At 62.7% G+C, this 20,629-nt stretch carries 28 protein-coding genes; 18 read left to right on the top strand and 10 right to left on the bottom strand.

What is annotated here, in order from left to right; all coding sequences use genetic code 11:
• Nucleotides 1–83: 83 nt before the first annotated feature.
• Nucleotides 84–299: a hypothetical protein gene (locus tag JQ574_RS23510; RefSeq protein WP_212212866.1), complete on the top strand. Its 216-nt coding sequence runs from the start codon at nucleotides 84–86 to the stop codon at nucleotides 297–299.
• A 977-nt stretch (nucleotides 300–1,276) separates the two neighbouring features.
• On the opposite strand, the gene JQ574_RS23505 is transcribed toward JQ574_RS23510, so the two are convergent.
• Nucleotides 1,277–2,338 carry a dipeptidase gene (locus JQ574_RS23505; protein WP_212212863.1) on the bottom strand — a complete coding sequence of 354 codons (1,062 nt, stop codon included), beginning with the start codon at nucleotides 2,336–2,338 and terminating at the stop codon, nucleotides 1,277–1,279.
• Nucleotides 2,339–2,559: 221 nt separating this feature from the next.
• Here JQ574_RS23505 and JQ574_RS23500 point away from each other — a divergent pair, with 221 nt between their 5' ends.
• The 8 genes from JQ574_RS23500 (at nucleotide 2,560) to JQ574_RS23465 (ending at nucleotide 8,656) form a co-directional block, all read left to right on the top strand.
• Complete coding sequence (locus JQ574_RS23500; RefSeq protein WP_212212860.1) at nucleotides 2,560–2,847, top strand: hypothetical protein; 288 nt, start codon at nucleotides 2,560–2,562, stop codon at nucleotides 2,845–2,847.
• A 138-nt stretch (nucleotides 2,848–2,985) separates the two neighbouring features.
• Entirely contained in the window at nucleotides 2,986–3,330 is a 345-nt protein-coding gene (locus tag JQ574_RS23495) for a tRNA-binding protein (RefSeq protein ID WP_212212857.1), read from the top strand.
• 222 nt (nucleotides 3,331–3,552) lie between these two features.
• Nucleotides 3,553–4,437: a pyridoxal kinase PdxY gene (gene pdxY, locus JQ574_RS23490; protein ID WP_212212855.1), complete on the top strand. Its 885-nt coding sequence runs from the start codon at nucleotides 3,553–3,555 to the stop codon at nucleotides 4,435–4,437.
• A gap of 95 nt (nucleotides 4,438–4,532) precedes the next feature.
• Nucleotides 4,533–4,682 carry a bacteriocin gene (locus JQ574_RS23485; protein WP_212212852.1) on the top strand — a complete coding sequence of 50 codons (150 nt, stop codon included), beginning with the start codon at nucleotides 4,533–4,535 and terminating at the stop codon, nucleotides 4,680–4,682.
• 164 nt (nucleotides 4,683–4,846) lie between these two features.
• Complete coding sequence (gene hisC / locus JQ574_RS23480) at nucleotides 4,847–5,932, top strand: histidinol-phosphate transaminase (RefSeq protein ID WP_212212849.1); 1,086 nt, start codon at nucleotides 4,847–4,849, stop codon at nucleotides 5,930–5,932.
• Between the two features lie 82 nt (nucleotides 5,933–6,014).
• Nucleotides 6,015–7,097, top strand: a complete 1,083-nt coding sequence (locus tag JQ574_RS23475; protein WP_212212846.1) for a helix-turn-helix transcriptional regulator — start codon at nucleotides 6,015–6,017, stop codon at nucleotides 7,095–7,097.
• Nucleotides 7,098–7,134: 37 nt separating this feature from the next.
• Nucleotides 7,135–7,737, top strand: a complete 603-nt coding sequence (locus tag JQ574_RS23470; protein WP_212212844.1) for a pyridoxamine 5'-phosphate oxidase family protein — start codon at nucleotides 7,135–7,137, stop codon at nucleotides 7,735–7,737.
• A 7-nt stretch (nucleotides 7,738–7,744) separates the two neighbouring features.
• On the top strand, nucleotides 7,745–8,656 hold the full coding sequence (locus JQ574_RS23465) for a ketopantoate reductase family protein (RefSeq protein WP_212212841.1): 912 nt from the start codon (nucleotides 7,745–7,747) through the stop codon (nucleotides 8,654–8,656).
• Nucleotides 8,657–8,716: 60 nt separating this feature from the next.
• Here the strand turns inward: JQ574_RS23465 and JQ574_RS23460 are convergent, their stop codons facing one another.
• Nucleotides 8,717–9,781, bottom strand: coding sequence for an AI-2E family transporter (locus tag JQ574_RS23460; protein WP_212212900.1), 1,065 nt, complete (start codon nucleotides 9,779–9,781; stop codon nucleotides 8,717–8,719).
• Nucleotides 9,782–9,998: 217 nt separating this feature from the next.
• On the opposite strand from JQ574_RS23460, the gene JQ574_RS23455 reads away from it, so the two are divergent.
• From JQ574_RS23455 to JQ574_RS23445, 3 genes are read left to right on the top strand one after another with little or no spacing between them, the layout of a single operon-like run.
• Entirely contained in the window at nucleotides 9,999–10,355 is a 357-nt protein-coding gene (locus JQ574_RS23455; protein WP_212212838.1) for a DUF6152 family protein, read from the top strand.
• A 6-nt stretch (nucleotides 10,356–10,361) separates the two neighbouring features.
• On the top strand, nucleotides 10,362–10,850 hold the full coding sequence (locus JQ574_RS23450) for a DUF6644 family protein (RefSeq protein WP_212212835.1): 489 nt from the start codon (nucleotides 10,362–10,364) through the stop codon (nucleotides 10,848–10,850).
• Between the two features lie 28 nt (nucleotides 10,851–10,878).
• Nucleotides 10,879–11,451, top strand: a complete 573-nt coding sequence (locus tag JQ574_RS23445) for a histidine phosphatase family protein (RefSeq protein ID WP_212212832.1) — start codon at nucleotides 10,879–10,881, stop codon at nucleotides 11,449–11,451.
• A gap of 26 nt (nucleotides 11,452–11,477) precedes the next feature.
• Here the strand turns inward: JQ574_RS23445 and JQ574_RS23440 are convergent, their stop codons facing one another.
• The 3 genes from JQ574_RS23440 to JQ574_RS23430 all read right to left on the bottom strand — a co-directional run bounded on the left by JQ574_RS23440 (nucleotide 11,478) and on the right by JQ574_RS23430 (nucleotide 14,204).
• Nucleotides 11,478–12,056 (bottom strand): septal ring lytic transglycosylase RlpA family protein, encoded by a 579-nt coding sequence (locus JQ574_RS23440; RefSeq protein ID WP_212212829.1) that lies wholly within the window; start codon nucleotides 12,054–12,056, stop codon nucleotides 11,478–11,480.
• Between the two features lie 196 nt (nucleotides 12,057–12,252).
• Nucleotides 12,253–12,639 (bottom strand): YodC family protein, encoded by a 387-nt coding sequence (locus JQ574_RS23435; protein WP_212212826.1) that lies wholly within the window; start codon nucleotides 12,637–12,639, stop codon nucleotides 12,253–12,255.
• A 158-nt stretch (nucleotides 12,640–12,797) separates the two neighbouring features.
• Nucleotides 12,798–14,204: an adenylate/guanylate cyclase domain-containing protein gene (locus JQ574_RS23430; RefSeq protein ID WP_212212823.1), complete on the bottom strand. Its 1,407-nt coding sequence runs from the start codon at nucleotides 14,202–14,204 to the stop codon at nucleotides 12,798–12,800.
• A gap of 242 nt (nucleotides 14,205–14,446) precedes the next feature.
• Here JQ574_RS23430 and JQ574_RS23425 point away from each other — a divergent pair, with 242 nt between their 5' ends.
• From JQ574_RS23425 to JQ574_RS23415, 3 genes are all read left to right on the top strand, one after another.
• Nucleotides 14,447–14,629 (top strand): hypothetical protein, encoded by a 183-nt coding sequence (locus JQ574_RS23425; protein ID WP_212212820.1) that lies wholly within the window; start codon nucleotides 14,447–14,449, stop codon nucleotides 14,627–14,629.
• Nucleotides 14,630–15,042: 413 nt separating this feature from the next.
• Nucleotides 15,043–15,276, top strand: a complete 234-nt coding sequence (locus JQ574_RS23420; RefSeq protein ID WP_212212817.1) for a DUF6894 family protein — start codon at nucleotides 15,043–15,045, stop codon at nucleotides 15,274–15,276.
• A gap of 7 nt (nucleotides 15,277–15,283) precedes the next feature.
• Nucleotides 15,284–15,460 (top strand): hypothetical protein, encoded by a 177-nt coding sequence (locus JQ574_RS23415; protein ID WP_212212814.1) that lies wholly within the window; start codon nucleotides 15,284–15,286, stop codon nucleotides 15,458–15,460.
• A gap of 9 nt (nucleotides 15,461–15,469) precedes the next feature.
• Here JQ574_RS23415 and JQ574_RS23410 read toward each other — a convergent pair whose 3' ends face one another.
• The 4 genes from JQ574_RS23410 to JQ574_RS23395 form a co-directional block, all read right to left on the bottom strand.
• Nucleotides 15,470–16,060, bottom strand: coding sequence for an NADPH-dependent FMN reductase (locus tag JQ574_RS23410; RefSeq protein WP_212212811.1), 591 nt, complete (start codon nucleotides 16,058–16,060; stop codon nucleotides 15,470–15,472).
• A 48-nt stretch (nucleotides 16,061–16,108) separates the two neighbouring features.
• Entirely contained in the window at nucleotides 16,109–16,249 is a 141-nt protein-coding gene (locus JQ574_RS23405) for a hypothetical protein (protein WP_212212808.1), read from the bottom strand.
• Between the two features lie 70 nt (nucleotides 16,250–16,319).
• Nucleotides 16,320–16,505, bottom strand: coding sequence for a hypothetical protein (locus JQ574_RS23400; protein ID WP_212038383.1), 186 nt, complete (start codon nucleotides 16,503–16,505; stop codon nucleotides 16,320–16,322).
• A gap of 117 nt (nucleotides 16,506–16,622) precedes the next feature.
• On the bottom strand, nucleotides 16,623–17,411 hold the full coding sequence (locus JQ574_RS23395; RefSeq protein ID WP_212212897.1) for an SDR family NAD(P)-dependent oxidoreductase: 789 nt from the start codon (nucleotides 17,409–17,411) through the stop codon (nucleotides 16,623–16,625).
• 203 nt (nucleotides 17,412–17,614) lie between these two features.
• Here JQ574_RS23395 and JQ574_RS23390 point away from each other — a divergent pair, with 203 nt between their 5' ends.
• The 3 genes from JQ574_RS23390 to JQ574_RS23380 all read left to right on the top strand — a co-directional run bounded on the left by JQ574_RS23390 (nucleotide 17,615) and on the right by JQ574_RS23380 (nucleotide 20,334).
• The gene (locus JQ574_RS23390; protein WP_212212805.1) at nucleotides 17,615–19,219 is read left to right on the top strand and encodes an AMP-binding protein; all 1,605 of its coding nucleotides are present in this window, start codon (nucleotides 17,615–17,617) and stop codon (nucleotides 19,217–19,219) included.
• Between the two features lie 113 nt (nucleotides 19,220–19,332).
• The gene (locus JQ574_RS23385) at nucleotides 19,333–19,713 is read left to right on the top strand and encodes a hypothetical protein (RefSeq protein ID WP_212273177.1); all 381 of its coding nucleotides are present in this window, start codon (nucleotides 19,333–19,335) and stop codon (nucleotides 19,711–19,713) included.
• 189 nt (nucleotides 19,714–19,902) lie between these two features.
• On the top strand, nucleotides 19,903–20,334 hold the full coding sequence (locus JQ574_RS23380) for a hypothetical protein (protein ID WP_212212803.1): 432 nt from the start codon (nucleotides 19,903–19,905) through the stop codon (nucleotides 20,332–20,334).
• An 11-nt stretch (nucleotides 20,335–20,345) separates the two neighbouring features.
• Here the strand turns inward: JQ574_RS23380 and JQ574_RS23375 are convergent, their stop codons facing one another.
• A complete protein-coding gene (locus JQ574_RS23375; protein ID WP_212038387.1) occupies nucleotides 20,346–20,621 on the bottom strand; it encodes a metal-sensitive transcriptional regulator in 276 nt (91 codons plus the stop codon).
• Nucleotides 20,622–20,629: the final 8 nt, after the last annotated feature.

Below are 20,629 nucleotides of genomic sequence, written 5' to 3'. Positions count from 1 at the left end.
GCTGCGTACGGCGCATGCAGAATCATGGCATGCAACCTGCATGGAGTTAGTTGACCGGGAATTTCCTATCAACGAAGGACACCATGCTCGTTACTCTTGTCGCCGTTCTCTGCAACGGCCAGCTATGCCTGGAGAAAGTCGTCACCAACAGTGAGCAGTCAGGCATCACCATGACCGCCTGTATGGTCAACGCGCAAATCGGCATTGCCGAATGGCTCGCCAAGGGTCCGTATCACCAATGGAAACTGCAGCGATACAAATGCATCGCGGGCAAATACGTGCCCAAAGACCAAGCATGAATGCGCCGCCTCTCGGATGAGAGGCGCCGCCCTCGCCTGCTAGCGCACCACGTCGCGCTTGACGTTGGCGACATGTTTGCCAACCATTCGCAGCCTGCACGGCGGATTCGCGGAGCGTAATCCGCCGCTACCTGTCTCAAGCGATGGATTGCGCCATTGCAAGGGCAATGCCTGCGATGGGGATGACGTTTGCGGGGCCGCATCACGAGATCTATCTCAGCGATGCACGCCGGATGCCGCCGGAAAAGCTCAAGACGATCCTGCGGCAATCGGTCAGGAGCGCGGGCTGAGGCCCCGCCCTTTGAACCAAAAGCGCGCAGCCTGCGACCAATATTAATCCGCGCCGTACACGCGCCGCGTTCCCGGTTTCGAGGTCGCTCGCTTCATTCGAATTCCCGGGAAAGAGTGGTAACTGCGCCCGTAATGTCGGATATCGAACAGACGACCGAACCCGGAACGTACTTAAATTGGTCACTGCCTGAGTCGCGCAATTAATTATTATAACCAGTTGGCATCATTGCATTTTAGCCGGAAAGACCTTTTCACCATTGCATAGTTTCAGGGATGGATCAGGAAACCACCAGATTGGTCGCCGGCACTCGTTTTAAGATGAGTGAACTCGGTGCCGCTCGATGCCCGGAACTGGCCGGGCAAACTGGGATCGTTGTCGAAGTGAGCCATAGCAACACGGGCGTTACCGTGTTGTTCGATGGCGCCAGCAGACCAACGGCCCTGCACAGGGATTTTATCACCCCGATCTCGAATAACGAATCGTGGGGCGGTTCGCCAAGGGCTGGCTCTGGAAACACCAGTCCGCCCCCGAAGTGAAGTTCACGCCCGCCGGCGCCGACCTGTTTGCGTGAAGCAGGTCCGCAAAGTTGCGTGACCAAAAGCTACCCTTTCGGAGTACCCCGAATTTTCCGAGGACCGCGCGAACGGCAGGCAGCAGGCGTGGTCGGGAGCGACGACTCCCGGTTTCAGCCAATCGTTCGCTCGAGCAGATTGAGCCAATTGGTCGCGCCGAGCTTCTTCAACAGCGGTTCGGAGTATCCATTTTGCCGGAGAGCCCCGATGAGCACCGGCAGCCCAGCCGCCGAGCCGATTTTCGCCGGCACGGTCGCGCCGTCGAAATCCGATCCAAATCCGACGTGGTCCTCGCCGAGCTTGTCGATGAGATAGTCGAGCTGGCGCACCATCAGTTCGACATCCGTATCGGCGGCCATGCTGCCGTCAGGGCGAAGAAAGCAGGTCGCGAAGTTGAGACCGACCATTCCTCCGGAATCGCGGATCGCGGCCAATTGCCGGTCGGTCAGGTTTCTCGGCGAAGGACACAACGCATGCGCGTTGGAATGCGTCGCGACCAGCGGCGCCTTGGAAAGCCGCGCGACATCCCAAAAGCCCTTTTCGGTGATGTGCGAGAGGTCGATGAGGATCTTCATTTCGTTGCAGGCGCTGACGAGCTTTTCACCTGATACGGTCAGCCCGTCGCCGGTATCCGGCCCGCCGGGAAACTGGAACGGGACGCCATGACCAAAAATGTTATTCCGGCTCCAGACCGGCCCCAGCGAGCGCAGGCCCGCCGCATACAGAACCTCCAGAAAATGCAGATCACCGTCGATCGCTTCGGCGCCTTCCAGATGCAGCACCACCGCCAGCGCTCCGCGCTCGATCGCCGAGTGGATCTCCGCGGTCGTCTTGCAAAGCGCCACGGCGCCGTGCGATCCCCTGACAATCCGCATCAGGATCGCCAGCTCACCGGCGACGGATTTCCGTGCCTCTTCGATGGGAAGTGGATCGGGAAGCGGCACCGCATAACGGCCGCCCGTCATCTGCTTGCTGAGCGACGCAAAGTTGCCTGGCGATGGCGAGTACATCGCGAACAGACCGCCGACCAAAGCTCCGGCCCTGGCTTTTTTCAGGTCGATATGGCCGGCGTCTTCGCCATCAAGGAAATCGGACACCACGTCGCTGGATTCAGACTTGTAAAGACGCAGCAGGACATCGTTGTGGCCGTCGAAGATGGAAATGTTGGTGGTCATTGTTTACAGGTGCCCCGTGACAGATATCGCGAGTTGCGAGATCGCCTGCAATTTTCCGCAGAACCGATCCCTGTGCAACCTCTAATGAGCAAGTAGCCCGCTGCTTGTCGTCCCTGCGAACACGTACGCGGGGACGATTAGCGGGAGAGATTCCGGAGGAACAAATCCGAGGCCAAAGCATTATTCAGCCAGCATCACGCATCGAGTTGGAGCTATGTGTGATGACCGCGGACGCATTTGAACTCCGCCGCTTTGTACAACAGCATTTCCTTGGCCGCATATCGTCTGTGATGTTCGATCCCGGCTACCGCAATCATCTGGCGCTCATCGCGGACGGTTATGATGTCAGAGTATTCCTCGACGATGAGCTGCAGGATGGCTGTATTACCGCAGACCCCGATGAGGGTTTCGTCCAGCGGCGTGCCTTTCTCAGATCGTCAGGGATCACCGACATGCGCCGGGGATCTGTATCGATCAAAATATCGAAAAAAGTCAGTAGGACGGATTGAGCCGCAGGCGTAGTCCGCCGCCTTGGCTGAAACGAAAATGGCGGCTACCGCGCCTCGCCGCCTTGCACGAGACGTCGATCGGCCGGTTGCCTGCGCAACTCACTTCCGGTGACATCGCGAATATGCCATACGCAGGACATGTCCGCTCTGAAACCCCCGGCCACCTACGACGATTTCGCCCGTCTCGACATCCGGATCGGCAAGGTCGTGGATATCCAGCCGTTCCCCCGCGCGCGCAATCCCTCCTTCAAGGTCGGCGTCGACGTCGGCGCTGACAGGATCATGTGGTCGAGCGCGCAGATCACGAACTATGAGCCCGCAGCCCTGCTCGGCTCGCTGGTCGTCTGCGTCTGCAATCTGGGTGCGAAGAACATCGCGGGCTTCACATCCGAACTGCTGATCCTCGGCGCAAAGGACGCTGATGGCAGCGTGATCGTCCTCGGCCCGCGCAGCGAGGTGGCGATCGGCGAGCCTGTGTTTTGAGTTAGTAGCGTTGGATGATCTGTTGTCTTCCCTTCTCCCCTTGTGGGAGAAGGTGGCGCGAAGCGCCGGATGAGGGGTTCTCTCCTTACGGCAGGCTTTATCGTGGGGATAGAACCCCTCACCCGTCTTCGCTTCGCGAAGCCACCCTCTCCCACAAGGGGAGAGGGAAACAAGTGAGCATCCTGGATTGCGCTGCGCCCCATCCGGGCTACATTCGATTTCATGACCGTCATCTCCATCCAGTCCCAGGTCGCGTACGGCCATGTGGGCAATTCCGCCGCGGTGTTTCCGATGCAGATGCACGGCATCGACGTGATTGCGGTGCCGACGACGTTGCTGAGCAACCGGCCGGGCTATCCAACCATCCGCGGCCGGGTGCTGGAGGCGCAATTGGTCGCCGATCTCCTGCTCGGAATCGAGGAGCGTGAGGCGGTCGATACCTGTCAGATGATCGTGTCGGGCTATCTCGGCTCGGCTGACATTGCCGCTGTCGTCGCCGACTTCGTCGCACGCGCCAGGGCCCGCAACCCGGCCCTCTGCTATGTCTGCGATCCGGTGCTTGGCGATCGCGACCGCGGCCTGTTCGTGAAAGCCGACATCCCGCCGCTGGTGCGCGACCGGCTGTGCGGCCTCGCCGACATTATCACGCCCAATCATTTCGAGTTCGAATGGCTGTGTGGGGCGAAGGCCTCCACATCGGATCAAATGATCGAAGCAGCGCGCGCACTGATGGCGCGCGGTCCATCGACGGTCGTCGTCACGTCGGCCGAATTGTCTGATACGCCTGACGGCGAGATCGAGACCCTCGCCATCGAGCGGACAAGCGCCTGGCGTGTGCGCACGCCGAAACTGCCCATCAGCCCGAATGGCACCGGCGACCTGTTCGCCGCGCTCTTCGCCTCCGCGCGCGTTCAGAACAAAGCCACACCGGAAGCGCTCGGCCACGCGGCGTCGGCCATATCAGCCGTGCTGGAGCGCACCGCGGCGCGCGGGACGGAGGAAATGCGGATCGTCGAGAGCGCGGAGTTGCTCGTTAATCCGAAGCGGCTATTCGAGGCGGTCGTTATCGACGGATCGCAGGTTCAGACCTCATCCGATCAGGCGTGATGTGAGTCACGGAACTGGCGTTCGCCGCGCGGCATGCTCCAGATCACAGAACGGGACGCGGTGGTCGCGCACCCCCTGCCACAGGGAGAAATGCCATGAACGCCGATAAAGCTGTGAATGCCAAGATCGATGCGCTCTCCGACAAGGAACTCAACGCCGTGTCAGGTGGACGCCATCAGGTGAGTTTGAAGCAGTACGAACTCCTCCTCGAGATTCGGATGATGATGGACAGGCAGAAGTCTTAGGCTGACTTAGCGACAGCGTAATCCGCCGCTTCTGGGGTTGACCGGAGCGGCGGATTACGCCCGTTGGCGCGTGCGTCCACCCGAGTCGTGTTTTCGATGCCATTGCGGCGCGCAATTGATAGTGTCATTCCAAACCCGGAATGACGACGCCCGCTGGAGAATAAATGAGCCGTTTCTGGAGCCGACTGACGCACGACCTGAAACCCTATGTGCCGGGCGAACAGCCCCGCATCGCGGATCTGGTCAAGCTCAACACCAATGAAAGCCCGCTGGGCCCTTCCCCGCGCGTGCTGGAAGCCATCCGTGGCGAGGCCGCCGATAGCTTGCGCCTCTATCCGGATCCGCAGGCGTCAGCGCTGTGCGCGGCCCTCGCCACCTACCACCAGGTGCGCCCCGAGCAGGTGTTCGTCGGCAACGGCTCGGACGAGGTGCTGGCCCACGCCTTCGCTGCCCTCCTCAAGCACGATGCGCCGTTGCTATTCCCCGACATCACCTACAGCTTCTATCCGGTCTATTGCCGCCTGTTCGGCATCGCCTATGAGGCCGTGCCGCTCGATGAGGCCATGCGGATCCGGCTCGTCGATTATCGCCGCCCCGCCGGCGCGATCATCGTGCCCAATCCAAATGCGCCGACCGGGGTGGCGCTGTCGCGGGCCGAGATCGCTTCCCTGCTGCAGCAACACCCCGATGCGCCCGTTGTCATCGACGAGGCCTATGTCGATTTCGGCGCCGAGACCGCGATCCCACTGGTCGCCTCGCACCCGAACCTGCTGGTCGTGCAAACCATGTCGAAGTCGCGGGCGCTCGCCGGCTTGCGCGTCGGCTATGCGATCGGCGACGCCGGTCTGATCGAAGCGCTGACGCGGGTAAAGGACAGCTTCAACTCCTATCCGCTCGGCCGCCCTGCCCAAGCCGGCGCCATCGCCGCATTGGAAGACGAAGCCTGGTTTCAGCAGAGCCGCGCCAGCGTGATCGAAGGCCGCAAGCGGCTTTCCCACGGCCTGGCCCGGCTTGGCTTCGAGGTGCTGCCGTCCTCCGCCAACTTCCTGTTCGCACGCCATCCGGCGCATCAGGGCGCGGCGCTGGCCGCAGCGCTGCGCCAACGTGCGGTGATCGTCCGCCATTTTGCCGCGCCCCGGATATCCGACTATCTGCGGATCACGGTCGGTACCGACGGGCAAACCGACCGGTTGTTGTCGGCACTGTCGGAAATCCTGGGTAGCGCGGAGCGGGCAAGGTTAGCGCCGTAAACTAAGGCTGGTTGTTGCCTTCCCATCAGCCACGGCGTATTTCTGGGCAGCTTCAGATTCTAGCTTGCGATCGGGAGAACCCTTGCCAGCGTGGAATTTCGGCCCCGCCGAACAGGAATTTGCCGAGGCTGGCCTTGATCCCGCGCGCTGGGTCCAGGCGCTCACTTCCGTGGCCGCGGCCACCGGGAGCTTTGGCGCCGTCATGCTGCCCCTGTCGGGCGATGCCCTCCCGAATGTTCCCTATACGGAAAGTGTTTCCAGAGTGATGGAAGACTATTTCCGGGATGGTTGGCACTCGCAGGACGAGCGAATGCGCACCGTCCCGACCCTGACGCAGCGCGGGGTCGCCGACGATTTCGACGGCCACAGCGCCGATGAGATCGCCAAGCATCCCTATTACCAGGAGTTCCTCGGACCGCACCGGCTGCGCTGGTACGCCGGCGTCAAGGTCGCCTGCGGCGACGACCTGTGGGCGGTGGCGCTGCAGCGAACGATCGATCAGGGGCCGTTTTCGGCGGACGAGAAGGACGAGTTGGCGCGCATATCGAGTCGGCTTTCGACCGGCGCCGCGATCGCCCGCGCGCTCAGCGCGTCGGCCGCGTCAGGCGCGCTGGAAGCTTTTGAAATGAGCGGCACGGCGGTGGTCCTGATCAACCGCCATGGCCATGTATTCAAGGCTAATGCCCCGGCTGAACGCCTTCTGGTGGATGATATCAGGATCGTACAGGGCCAGCTGACCGCCAAGGATGCGCGGGCGACGACGGCCTTGAACCGCGCCCTGCACAATCTGCTGTGGCGTCCGACCGGTGGCCTTTCCGCGCCGGTCGCGTTGCCTCGTGCGACCGGCCGGCCGCTGCTTGCGTACCCGGCGCGGCTCTCGCATTCGACCGCCAATGCACTGGCTGATTGCCAGGCCATGGTCATTCTGATCGATCCCGATAGCCGATCTCCAACGCCGGAAACGAACTTGCGTACGGTGTTTCGCCTGACCCAGGCGGAGGCCAGGCTCGCGACGCAGCTGTCGCGCGGCGAGTCCCTGGAAAACGTCGCCGATCAATTCGGGATCGGAAAGGAGACCGCGCGGAGCCAGCTCAAGAGCATCTTCGCCAAGACCGGCGTGCACCGGCAGGCCGAGCTGGTCGCGGTGCTGGCAAAGCTGCTGTAAGCACCTGCCCGCCCCCCTGTGACCGACGAGGCAAGCGATGACCGATACCATCATGTTTCACGAGGGCAATCGCCGGCTGCAGGATCAGTTCGACAGCCGCCGGATTTCCGACCGTCTGGAGGAATTTTCCCGCGAGGAATTCACACCTGACGACCGGGTGTTCATCGAGAACCAGCCGTACTTCTTCCTGGCGACCGCCGATGCCGAGGGCCGGCCCGATTGCTCGTTCAAGGGCGGCATGCCGGGCTTCGTGACCGTCACCGGGCCGTCCGAGCTCGCCTTCCCCGATTACGACGGCAATGGCATGTTCAAGAGCCTCGGCAATATTCTGGTGAACGCCGATGTCGGCCTGTTGTTCATTGCCATGCATGGCAGGCCGCAGCGCCTGCGTGTCAACGGTACGGCAACCGTCAGCCGCGAAGATCCGCTTCTCGCCAGCACCGTCGGCGCGCAGCTGATCGTCCGCGTCGCCGCGCGCGTGATCTTTCCGAATTGTCCGCGCTACATCCCGGACATGCAGCTCAACGATCCCTCGTTTTACGCGCCGCGCGCCGGATATGAGGCGCCAGAGCCGGCGTGGAAGGGCTTTGACAGTTTTAAGGATTACGTGCATCCACTCCAGCCCACCTTCAAGGGCTAGGAACAGCATGCAAATCGCGGTCGTCGGCGCCGGAGCGGTCGGTTGCTACTATGGAGGATTGCTGCTGCAGGCCGGACATGAGGTAACGTTCATCGGCCGGCAGCCGCATGTCGATGCCATCAACGCAAACGGCCTGCTGTTCGACACCAGGACGTTCAAGGGACATCTGCCCGCCAAAGCCGCAACCGACGCTGGCGCCCTCGCCTCGCCGGATCTGGTGCTGGTGTGCGTCAAGTCGGCCGATACCGAGCAGGCCGGGCGGTCGCTGGCTGGACGCGTGCGGCCGGAAACCTCCGTGCTCAGCCTGCAGAACGGCGTCGACAACGCGCCGCGCCTCGCCGCTATCATCGGCCACGCCGTCATTCCCGTCGTCGTCTATGTCGGCAGCGAGATGGCCGGGCCCGGCCATGTCAGGCATCACGGCGGCGGCGACCTTGCGATCGGCGCCTCGGCCGCCAGCGAAGCGCTGGCGCAAACGCTGCGAGCCGCCGGTGTCGGCATTACGATATCGGACGATATCGAAGTCACGCTGTGGAGCAAGCTGATCATCAACTGCGCCTTCAACGCGCTGTCCGCCGTGGCCGGCATTTCCTATGGACCGATGCTGGAAGTCGATGGCGTCAGCGATGTCGTCGCCCGCGCGGTTCAGGAGGCGATCGCGGTCGCCCGCGCCAGCGGGGTCGCGATCCCCGACGACATCACCGGGCACATCATGAAGATTCCCGCCAACATGCCGAACCAGATGTCCTCCACCGCGCAGGATCTGGCGCGCGGCAAGCCCAGCGAGATCGACTTTCTCAACGGCTATGTGGTGCGCAAGGGCGCTGAACTCGGCATTCCCACGCCGACCAATCAGGCGCTGCAGGTGATGGTAAAGCTGGCGGAGCGCGGCAAGGAATTGTCCGGGAGACGGACGTAGCGTTCCCGTAACGTCATATCGCCCCGCGATCGATTTTTCGCAAGCGGCCGATTTGGCGAGCTAGCCCGTAGCCCCGGCGTCGTTGCCCTGCCGGGCGGCGGAGAAACTTTCCCAGGTCACCATGAACATCGCTGCAATCACCGGGCCGATCACAAAGCCATTCAAGCCGAACACTTCAATGCCGCCCAGCGTGGAAATCAGCACGACATAGTCTGGCAGCTTGGCGTCTTTCCCGATCAGGAATGGACGGAGCAGATTGTCCACCAGTCCAATGACGAGCACCCCGTACACGATCAGGGCAACGCCCTGCCACACGGCGCCGCTAGCCAACAGGTAAATTGCAACGGGCACCCAGACCAGTCCGGATCCGATGGCCGGCAGGAGGGACAGGAAAGCCATCAACACCGCCCACAACAACGGCGCGTGAATCCCCAGGAACCAGAACGCCAGTCCGCCAAGCGTGCCCTGGGCAATGGCAACCAGAATGCCGCCTTTCACCGTGGCGCGGACGACATCGGCAAATCTGCCGAAGAGTGCCGCTTTTTGATCGGTGCGGAGTGGAACGATCTGCTTGATCCGTTCAGCCAGCGCCTTGCCGTCGCGCAACAGGAAAAACAGAAGGTACAGCATGATGCCAAGGCCAATCATGAAGTCGAAAGTGTTCAGACCGATGCTCAGCGCCTGCGGCGCGAGGACCTGTCCACCCTTCACCGCACCGGATGCCAGCCAGTCGCGAACCGCCGGGAGATTGTTCAGGTTGAAGCGATCGAGCAGACCTGTTGCCCAGGCCGGTAGGGCATCGAATATCCGCTGAACGTAGCGGGCAAAGTCGTACTCGCCGGACTGGACCTTGGCGTAAAGACTGGAAGCTTCCTGTGTCAGGGAGGCCGCGATCATGGCCAGGGGTAAAATGACCATGGCGATGATGATCAGGACCGTAACCAGGGCGGCGATCCCGGAGCGCCCGCCCGTTCTCGCCACCAGTTTCCGGTTGAGCGGCGCGAAAATCACCGCTGCGACGGTGGCCCAGAGAATTGCGCCGTAAAATGGCTTCAGAATCCAGCCAAACGCGACGCTGACCACGAGCAGCAACAACAGAAAACTTTGACCCTCAATCCTGCGCACCGCCGGTATCTCCTTGTCGCCTTGGCCGCACTGCCGCGGCAATGAACCGGACGGCACTCCTCGAACATCCCGTATAGAACTTTTGACGGGCTCAATCGTTGCCCCTTCGACACCCTGATCGTGACGTGCGTTGGTCCGGATCGTTTGAATGGTCACGCAAAACGCGCTATTAATCCGGCAGCGGATCGGTGTTGTCCTTCATCGTGCAGAGGCCGTCATGACAACAATCACCCGACGCCTGTTCCTCTCGCTGGCGGCTGCCCTTGCGCCGGGCGCTGCGGCCGCCCATCACGGCTGGGGCGGATACGACACCTCGAAATCGTTCACCGTGACCGGCAAGATCCTGAAATCGACCTTCGAGAACCCGCATTGCGAGATCGAGTTGGTGGTCGATGGCAAGCATTGGCACTTTGTGCTGGCGCCGCCTTCGCGCATGCAGGCGCGCGGCATCACCGCGGACCTCATCGCGCCCGGCAAGACCTGCACCGTGTTCGGCTATCCCCACACCAGCAAGCCGGACGAAGCGCGCATCGAATACGTCATTCTCGACGGCAAGCGCATCGAATTGCGATAAACCCGCGTGGAACAGCAACCCGCCGCGTCGATCTTCCTGGCCTTGCAGGAAAGCGCGCTGGGTCATCTGATGCGCTCGTCGCCCGCGCTTTATCCCGCGGTCGAAATCCTGCATATACTCGGCTTCGTCGTGCTGGTGGGATCGATCCTCGCGCTCGATTTGCGGCTGCTCGGATGGGGGCGCGCAATCCCGATCGCGCCGATGGCGAAATTGCTGCTGCCGTTGTCGCGCATCGGTTTTCTGCTGGCGATCAGCATGGGCTTCCTGTTGTTCAGCGCCGACGCATCGCACGTGGTACGCAACCCAGCGTTCCAGGCCAAGCTGTTGCTGATCGCCGCCGCCTTGGTCAACGTCGTGATCGCCCATGCCGGCCCGTGGCGGCGCGTGGCGCTCTGGCACGGTGAAGCCCCCGCCGGCGCCAAGGTTACCGCGCTGGTGTCGCTGCTGCTGTGGCTCGGCGCCGTCTGCGCCGGGCGTCTGATCGCTTATCTTTGACGTACATTTTCTGAAAGGGGTCGCCGCTATGCGTCGCAACGGTTTCGCTATCGTCGCCCTCGTCCTCGGCCTTGCCGCCGCGGCGGAGACCGCGCGCGCCGACGAGGCCGCCTGGTCAGCGCTGCGCGCGGGCGGGCATGTCGCGCTGATGCGCCATGCCGATGCGCCGGGGGGCGTCGGCGATCCGCCGGGCTTCCGGGTCGATGACTGCACCACCCAGCGCAATCTCAGCGCCAAGGGCCGCGCCGACGCCAAAAGGATCGGCGCGCGGCTCAAGTCGGAGGGGATCGCAGTCGAGCAAATCCTCGCCTCGCCATGGTGTCGCTGCATGGACACGGCAACCCTGCTGGAACTCGGCCCGGTTGAAACCGCGCCGACGTTCGGCAATGTGGTCGTGCTGCGCGATCAGACCGAGGCTTTGACCGCCGGTGCCCGCGCGATGATCGGCAAATGGACCGGGCGCGGAAACTTGCTGGTCGTGACCCACGGCGCGAACATATCGGCGCTCACCGGCATCTCGCCGGCAAGCGGCGAGATCGTCGTGGTCCGAAGCGGAAGTGCCGGCGGCGTTGAGCCTGTCGGCCGCCTGCTGCTCGATTGACGCGCAATTCGGCCTGTCCCTGTCGGCTACTGAACCACATCGAGTTTGACGTTGGTGAGGCCCTTTCCGACCATTCCCAGCGCGTCCGCCGCTGAATAGGAGACGTCCACGACGCGCCCCGGAACGTAGGGACCGCGGTCATTGACCCGCACGGTCACCGACTTGCCGCTCGCGACATCGGTCACGCGTAGCTTGGTGCCAAAAGGCAAAGTCGGATGCGCCGCGGTCATGTCCATCGTGTTGAACCGTTCGCCGCTCGCCGTCTTGGTGCCCTCGGTGTAGAAGCTCGCCACGCCATGCGAGGCCGTCGTCTTGGGTTCGCCGCCATTCCTGCGCGCGGCCAACCTTGTATACCTTCTGGTCGCTGCCACGCGCCGCTTGATCATGGGGGACGTCGCCCGTTCGTTGTCGAGCGAGGCTACCCGGCTGGCGCGCAATTCGGATTTCTGACTGACGGCCGAAGTCTGACAGGCCGCAAGCGACGCCGCTGCTACGGCAACGGCAAGCAGCCGAATTATTTTCCCTGCGGCCGGCGAATGCGCCCAGCGCAGCGTGCGGTCGGTTCCGATGTCGACGTACGAAATACCAGCGCGCTCGATGGACATGTTGCAATCCCCAACTTGCGCCCCAGCCCAAGCCGAAAACCACCACGCCCAATGTTCCGAATCCAATCGGGGCGGAACCGGGGCCGGAACAAGTCAGGCCCGGTCCGCCAGCGCAATTCCGTTGCAGTGTGGTGATTGGGCCACAGCGCAGGGCGGCTGGTTGCCGGCTTTTGCCCGGTGAACCGGACGTCGTCAGTTAGTTGTGTCGAACAATTTCGCTTTGCTTGGGAGCCCTCGCGCGCTTCGATTTTCCGGGGACAGCGCTAGAAGCTGCCTTCGCCTCCTCCGCCGGGAGGTTCAAGGCATCAACCATCTCTTCAAGGACCCCTTTGTAATCAACGCTCGCTTCCTGCGAAGGCGCATCATCGGGAAGGGCTTTCTCCAATTGCGCTGACTTCAATTGTACAGGCTCGATAGCGCCATGATCGAACCTCACGCGCTGGAGGTTGTCCCCAACGAACCATACGCAAAGCACACCGGTGATTTTGTTGTCGTCGAAAATATCCGTGTTGACCGTATCGACGGTCATTGTCGGCCCGCCGGATTTGAGCACCACGAGATCGCCTGACTTGATAGCGGTCATTGGTAAAACCCTCGGTAAAATATGCGAATCTAGGCTCGGTTGCACCGCAACAATAGCAAATCGCGGCAACACGCTAAAGATGCCTGGAGCAGATCTCGCACCGGCAGCTAAGGGAACTTGCCCGGTCGCGGTTCCACAGTTCACACGCAATGGCCGGCTCAGGATATCTCGTAGACCGACACCTTGTCCGCGATGCCGCTCAGGGCCACGCTTCTGGGTGTTGGCTTCAGCCCCTTTGTCTCAAGCAAAGACCGGGCCTTGGCGTTCTCCACCACCTGCTCCGTCACCACGATCGAGCGTGACGCCGCAAGGCCCTGAACGCGCGAAGCGATATTCACCGTCTGGCCGAAATAGTCCTGCTGGGCGTTCAGCGTTACCGCGAGGCACGACCCTTCATGGATACCCATCTTCAAGCTCAGGCTCTGATGCTGCCGCTCGGCGCCAAGATCGCTCATCGCCTCGCGCATGCGGATCGCGGCGGCGATGGCACGGTCCGGTGTCTCGAAGGTCGCCATCACGGCATCGCCAATGGTTTTGACGACGGCGCCCCGTTCGGACGCGATGATCTCCTGCAGCAGGCGGAAATGCTCGTTGACGAGATCGAAGGCCGTGAGGTCGCCGACGCGCTCGTAGAGTTCGGTGGAGCCCCTGAGATCGCTGAACAGGAACGTCAGGCTCAGGATCTTGAGCCTCTGGCCGATCGCGAGCGTGTCGGTCCGGTAGATATCGCGAAAAGTCTGGTTGGTGAGGAGACGCGTTGCGGAGAGCACGGGCTTGCGTAGCGTCAGGATGGCGTCCAGCGCCGCGTTCGCCACCCATACCGCCGGCAACACGCGGCCGTCGGTACGGTTTTCCAGCGCCAGCCGCAGCGGTCCGGGGCGCAAGGCGACGGTGTCGACGGGAACCTGGACCTTGTTGAACATCACGGACAGATTCTGGCGCTCGCCGGTCTCCTCGCCCTTGACCTCGATGAACTGCGCCGCATGCGTCACGGGATCGAACACGATCAAGGTGCCCTCCGGCGCGTGCAGGGAAAGGATGGCCCTTTCGCCCGGCGGCAAGTCGACCATTTCGAGCGTGACCTCACCCAGCAGCTTCTCGACATCGCCGGGAAGATCGATCGCCGAACTCCAGAAGATCTGGCGATAATATTCAGCCGCCGACAATTCGTCAGGGCTATGGGCCGCGATCTTCCGAACGCGCGGGCTTACCGTGAAGGTCACCTCGACCAGATTGTCGAGCGTCGTCTCATAACCCGCGGCGCAGAACGCGCAATTGTACTGCGCACTGTTGAGCGTCTTCAGGCTCCTGTTGGCGGAAAGCACCCCGGCGCAACTCGGGCACATCACGTTCCATGTCATCTCGAACATGCCGAGCCCGACCGCATTCAGGAGTGTTGCGATGACCCGCTCCTCGTCAAGGTCCTGTTTGGTTGCGATCTCCAACGCGTTCATCTTGTTCAGCGCATGGTCCGGGGCGTCCCGCACCATACGCTCGAACATGTCCACGATGGTTTCGTCGGCCGACTGGCGCAGGGCGGCAAACAAGGTCTCGGTTTCGCTCATGCGTCGATTCTACCTGAAAGAAGGCGACGGGAACACCCGCTAAGCGATCCCTTGCGAAGCACTCCTGACGTCAAAAAATCGTCATTGCGAGCGACCGGTCCCGGCGTAGCGCCAACGGGCGAAGGCGAAAGGCCAAGGCGATTTTCCCACAACGTGATCGGGATCACGGCCGAGCCCGTGTTTCTGAACGAGGCTGCCGCGCGTGGATGCAATCCCCTACGTCAACCCGCAAGGAGAACGCCATGACGTGCGATCACGATACAAAGGTGCAGCAGCTTGCCCCCGAACAGCTCGAACTCGTGGCGGGTGGCTTCCTGATCCAGGAGATGATGACCAACCTGAAGCTGATGGGCGAGATCCTCTCCAACGTCAGCAAGACGCGCTCCGAGATCAGCATGACCTTTGCGCGCAACGCGCGCGCGTAAGCCATCACGAACTCGCCTATGCCTACGTCATCCCTGACGTGAGCGTGATCGCCGCATCCTGGAGGGGATTAGCAATCACGCTTGTTTGAAGCTCGAACCGGAAGTCAATCACGAGCCACCAAGAGAAAAGGCCGGCGGGCGTTACGCCACCGGCCTCTCTTGCAACTGCCGGCTCGAATCCGGTTCCGCTGCGATCCTATGTCGGAAATCCTGCGTGAGTTTGGTTAATCGAACGTTAACAGAATCAGCGTGATGTGAATCACGGAAGGGCGCGATTCGTCCCGGTAGGTTTGGTGTCACGTTGCGGGACATCCCCGTAATTCCCCGTCGGGGATCTACCGGAATATCCAGCGGAATCCGCCGCTGCTATTTTTGAACCGCAGATTCGATTCGCTTTGTGAAGGAGACCGAAAATGGCCCAGGTCTATTTCCACTGCTCCAGCTCCCGCGAAGTTCGCGTCGATCAGTTCGGCGCGGTGGTGAGCAACCTCGCCGAGGCGCGCGACCGCGCCGCCTGCGTGGTGCGATCGCTGATCATGGAACAAAGCGCGGAAGACTGGCGCGACTGGGTCGTGCATGTCAGCGACGATTTCGACGATGAGATCTTCGAAGTCTCCTTCTCGTCGGTTCTCGGCAAGCCGAATTGAGGGTGTCATGAGCACCGCGCAAATCGCCCTGCCGCTGTTCCGCCGCCTCGACCGGATCGTCACGGGCTGGCATCGGCTGATCGACCGCGCATTCGACGGTTACCGGCCCGAGCGGCATTACATGCGCGGCCCGGGGCCGAAATGGTACGCCAAGCATGGCGCGGCAGCCGCTGCTGCAATCTGATTTAGCCGCTCAGTACGGAGGCGCCTTCTTCGCCCGCTGCGCCTTGGCCGCTTCCACCCACCACGCCAGATCATCCGCAAAGCGGGGGAACGCCCGCTCCAGCGCCTTGCCGGCCTCGCCGGTCGGCTTGCCGTCGTCTGAGAGGGTTTGCGCGATCGGCCCGACCCCGATCGTGGAAGAGATCACAACCATGCCCATCTCCGAGAGCGTGCCGTGCCAGGCGGTCGCGGCGCGCGCACCGGAGAGACGGCCGGCCGAATAGCTGGCGATGGCGGCCGGGCGCCAGAACCACTCTTCGAGAAAATGGTCGGTGAGGTTTTTCAGGCCGGGCTGCATGCCCCAATTGTATTCGCCGGTGATGAAGACAAAGCCATCGGCACCGCGGATTTTTCCCGCGAGTTCTTCGAGCACTGCCGGTGCCTGGCCTTTCGGATGCTCCTTGTACATCCGGTCCAGCATCGGCAGGCCTACCGCCTTGGCGTCGATCAGTTCGACATCGTCGCCGCGGCCGCACAGGCCCTCAACGACGAACTGCGCCAGGCGGATGCCCATGCGGTCGGAGCGATAGGAGCCGTAGAATACGAGAATGCGATGGGGCATGGCGGCGGCAGGCTAACACGGCCGCCGGGGGTTCGCTATCGGGCCGGGTCAGCTCAACCAGGTCCAGGTATCGCCCGAGCGATCCAGCTCGTTCCTGGGCATCGACAGGCCGCGATAGAAGCCGATCATGCCCCAGACAAAGACGCCGAGTATCAGCGTCACGCCGATGTATTGAGGTATATTTTCCATGCCCTTTGGTCGCGGCGGATGGAAAAGGGTTCACTGCCGTCGTCCTCCGGACCGGACGCCGGGGCGACCTTCAGCTCTGATGCGGTCCCCGCATCATCTTCATGGCGTCTTCGATATGGCGCCATTCACTGGCTTCCTCTTTCTCGCCCTTGCGCTCGCAGGCGACCGCGTTCTGCGCTGCCTGGGCAATCGCCGCCGGGCCGTGCTTTTCAAGCATTTGCCGCGCGATGGTGTGGATTTGCATCTCGGATGTCATGTCGCGCTCCCTGAGGTTCGCCGCAGGAACCGGTTCCCCTGCAGGCTGCGGCCTGTTGTGAGAACCGCCGAACCGGCCCGCTCGTTCCACGCCGGGCGCCCCCATCGAGGTTCCGCCTCACATTTCTCCGAGCTCCGGCGGTTCGAACCAGTTGGTCAGCGACAAGCCGCCATCGATCGTGATCGCCGCCCCCGTGACATAGGCCGATACCCGGTTCGAAAGCACCGCTAGCGCCAGCGGCGCGAGGTCGCTGGCTTGCCCGAGACGGCCGAGCGGAATGTGTTTTGCCAGCGACGGATCGGCAACGAAACCGCCGGCAGCAATCGCGCCGGGCACCAGCGCGTTGACGCGGATGCCGTGGCGGCCGAACGTTTTTGCGAGCTCCTTCACCAGCATCGCCATCCCGGCCTTGGCGGTCGAATAATGCGGCAGATTGCGCGGCGTGCCTGAATGCAGCGAGGTCAGCAGCAGGAACGAGCCAGGCTGTTTCGCCGCGATCAGCTTTCGCGCCAGTTCGCGCGAAAGATGAAAGCCGGCCTCGAGATTGACCGCATGCATCTGCGCCCAGGTCTCAGTGCTGACGGCCATGGCATGATCGGCCTCCCGCCGCGGCGGCGAGGCGCTGTGCACGAAATGGGTCACCCGCCCGACGGCGGATTGCGCGTCCGTTAGCAGCGTTTCTCGCGCGGCGGCGCTGGCGATATCGCCGACCCACGGCACGGCCAGTTCGGGCCGCCGCGAAGCCTTGATCGCGGCCGCGACCCGCTCCGCGCTGATATCGGCGAATACGGTCCGCACGCCCTCGCCGGCCAGCGCCTGCGCGATGGCCCGGCCAATGCCGTTGCCGGCGCCGGTCACCAGCGCCGCCTCGCGTGCGGGGTCGAATGGATTGCCGAGCAGGCTCATGGCGTTCTCCCAGACGGTATCGCGATCAAGCATAAGTCGGCGCACCGGTCTGCGCCAATACGCCCAGCGCAACGAACCGCATCGACCGGCAAGAACCACAATTTCTTTCGGAACCCGGCTGCAAAACACAAGCGGCGGATGCCATAGTCGGGTCAATTGCCGCAAATCGGCATCATACCGGCAAAGACCCCATGGGAGAGACAATGGCCTTGAAGGAATCTCACGTCGCGGGAGTTTCCACCACCGTCCGCGACGTCACGCTCGGCCAGTTGCTGGAGCAGGCCGCGCGGTCGGCGCCGGACCGGCTCGCGCTGATTGCGGGTGTCCCCGACCCCGCGGCGCGCCGCCAGTGGACGTATGCGGAGCTTCATACCGAAGCCCAGCGCACCGCGCGCGCCCTGCTCCGCCGCTTCAAGCCGGGCGAGCGGGTCGCCGTCTGGGCGTATAATTTGCCGGAATGGGTGATGATGGAGTTCGGCGCCGCGATGGCCGGGATGGTGCTGGTCACCGTCAACCCGGGTTTTCGAGCCAACGAGGTCGAATATGTACTGAAGCAGTCCCGCGCGGCCGGCGTCTTCGTGGTGCCGGCGTTCCGCGGCAATCCGATGCTGGACACCGTGCGGGAAGTCTCAGCCCGCTGCCCGGAGTTGCGCGAGATCATCTCGTTCGACGACTGGGCTTCCTTCATCGCCACCGGCGACGACCATGGTATCGCGCTGCCGGACGTCAAGCCGAGCGATCCGGTCATGATCCAGTACACGTCGGGCACAACAGGGTTTCCGAAAGGCGCGCTGCTGCATCACCGCGGGCTTGCCAATAACGGCGCCGATACCGCCGTACAGATGGGGGTCGAGCCCGGCGACGTCTTCATCACCACGATGCCGCTGTTCCACACCGGCGGATGCGTTTGCTGCGTGCTCGGCGCGGTGTCGCGCGCGGCAACCCAGGTGCTGATCGAAGCGTTCGAGCCGGGCCTCGTGCTAGAAATGTTTGCGACCTATCGCGGCAACGCCATGGTCGGCGTTCCCACCATGCTGGTGGCGATGCTGGAGCATCCCTCCTTCGCCACGACAGACCTGTCGTCGGTCAAGGCGATCTGCTCGGGCGGTTCGACCGTGCCGGCCGCACTGGTGACGCGGTTCGAAAAGGAACTCGGCGCGCCCTTCACCATCGTGTTCGGCCAGACCGAATGTTCGCCGGTGGCGGCGATGACCAAGACGTCGGACACCATCGAGGACAAGGCCGGCACCATCGGCCTGCCGCTGCCGAACATGGAGAACAAGATCGTCAATCCCGACACCGGCAAGACCGTGCCGATCGGCGAGATCGGCGAGTTCTGCACGCGCGGCTACCACGTCATGCTCGGCTATTTCGAGATGCCGGACGCCACGGCCGCTTCCATCGACTCCGATGGCTGGCTGCATACCGGCGACCTCTGCGCGATGGACGCCCGCGGCTACTGTACCGTCGAGGGCCGGCTCAAGGACATGATCATCCGCGGCGGCGAGAACATCTATCCGCGCGAACTCGAGGAACTGTTGTTCCGCCATCCCAAGATCAGAGAGGTCGCCGTGGTCGGACTGCCACACGAAAAATGGGGCGAGGAAGTCGCCGCCTTCATCCGCCCGGCGCAAGGTGCCGTGATCGACAAGGAGGAGCTGTCAGCCTACATGCGGGCCTCGCTGGCCCCGCACAAGACGCCAAAACACTGGTTCGTGGTCGAAGCGTTTCCGCTGACGGGCTCCGGCAAGATCCAGAAGTTCAAGTTGCGCGAGATCTGGGCAAAGGGCGAACTGACGGCGCTTTGATGCGCCCGACGCTTTTCGAAGGTTGTGCCGGGCTGCCGTCGGCGCTAGCCTTCCCGAAACCGGAAAACCCAAAACCGTAAAAGCCTAAGGAAAAGTGTCAGGGAGAGGTCATGATGCGCGGTGCTGCGTTGCTTGTTGGTTTGGTTCTCGTTGCGACGGCGGCGCATGCCGGCCCTCGCTCCGAATATGTGACGATGATGCTGCAGGCGTTTGCGGCCAAGGTGGAATGTCCCGGCACGGATGTCGTCTATCAGGATCTGGTGCAGAAGGCTCAGGAGATGCAGCAGCCGGAGGGCACCACCGAGCAAGTCCGAAAGGCCATTGCGTACGTGCATACCGGCGGAAAAATGGGTGAGCGCCCGGATGACCTGCTCTTGCAGGAGGTCGCCATCGCGACGAGGACGACGGACCTCGACCAGCGGCGCATCGGCATGACAACCTGGTGCGAGACCCAGAAGGGCAGGCTTGCAGGCTTTATCCGCGCCAAGAACTAGCAAGCGTTTCTCAGGACGGTGGCGCGGCCTCACCGGGGCTGGCTGCATCACGCTTATCCGTAGCCACCGCTTACACGAATCCGTCGGCGCGTATCACGTCGCCTTGTAGACGTCTTTCAACTTGTAGACGTCTTTCAACCGGCGCCAAAACGTCCTAACCTTCCCTGCTCACAGTCTGCGGGAGCCCCCATGCAAACCCGCGTCAGAAAGACCGCGCACGTCCTGGAGCGCCTTGGCCTTGCGATGGCCGGCGCTGCAAGCGGATTGTTTGTGGCCGCACTCGTCGGTACCAGCATCCCGCAGTTCACGTCGCAGGCTTTCCTGCTTTTGATGATGCTCGGCGGCGCCGTCGGATTCTATCTGGGCATCGACACCCCGCAACGTCCCTTCGACACCGATGGCAAGCCGACGGACGGGCATTGGGATGGTAAGATCGACGCGCCGGAATTGCTCAGCGCGGTCGGCACGTTCCTCGCCGCGGGCGCAGCCTTTGCCTCCGTCTGCGTGATCGTGCTCCGTCACGATCCGCACCTCGCCTGGACCTGGATGATCATGCTCGGCTGGGTCTTGGGAATTACCATGCAGACCGTTGCCGGTGCGATTGCACGCCGCCGGCGGTGACAGATCGCGTTTTATCGGTCAGACCGGCCGATGACCGCCATCAGCTCCGATATCTTCTGGCGCTGATCCGATTTGTCGCCGCTCGCAATCGCGTGTTCGACGCAATGCGAGACATGATCCTTCAACACCTCTTCCTCGACGCGCCGGAGCGCGGCGCGCACCGCCGATATCTGCGTCACGATATCGATGCAGTAGCGGTCCTCGTCCACCATCCTGGACAGGCCGCGGACCTGGCCCTCGATGCGGCTCAGACGTTTTTGACAGGATGCCTTGATGTCTTTTCTCATGCGGCCTA

The organism is Bradyrhizobium sp. AUGA SZCCT0158, assembly GCF_018130065.1.
GTDB lineage: Bacteria > Pseudomonadota > Alphaproteobacteria > Rhizobiales > Xanthobacteraceae > Bradyrhizobium.
The sequence above is the reverse complement of the archived record's forward strand: the minus strand, read 5'-3'. Positions and strand labels throughout refer to the sequence as shown.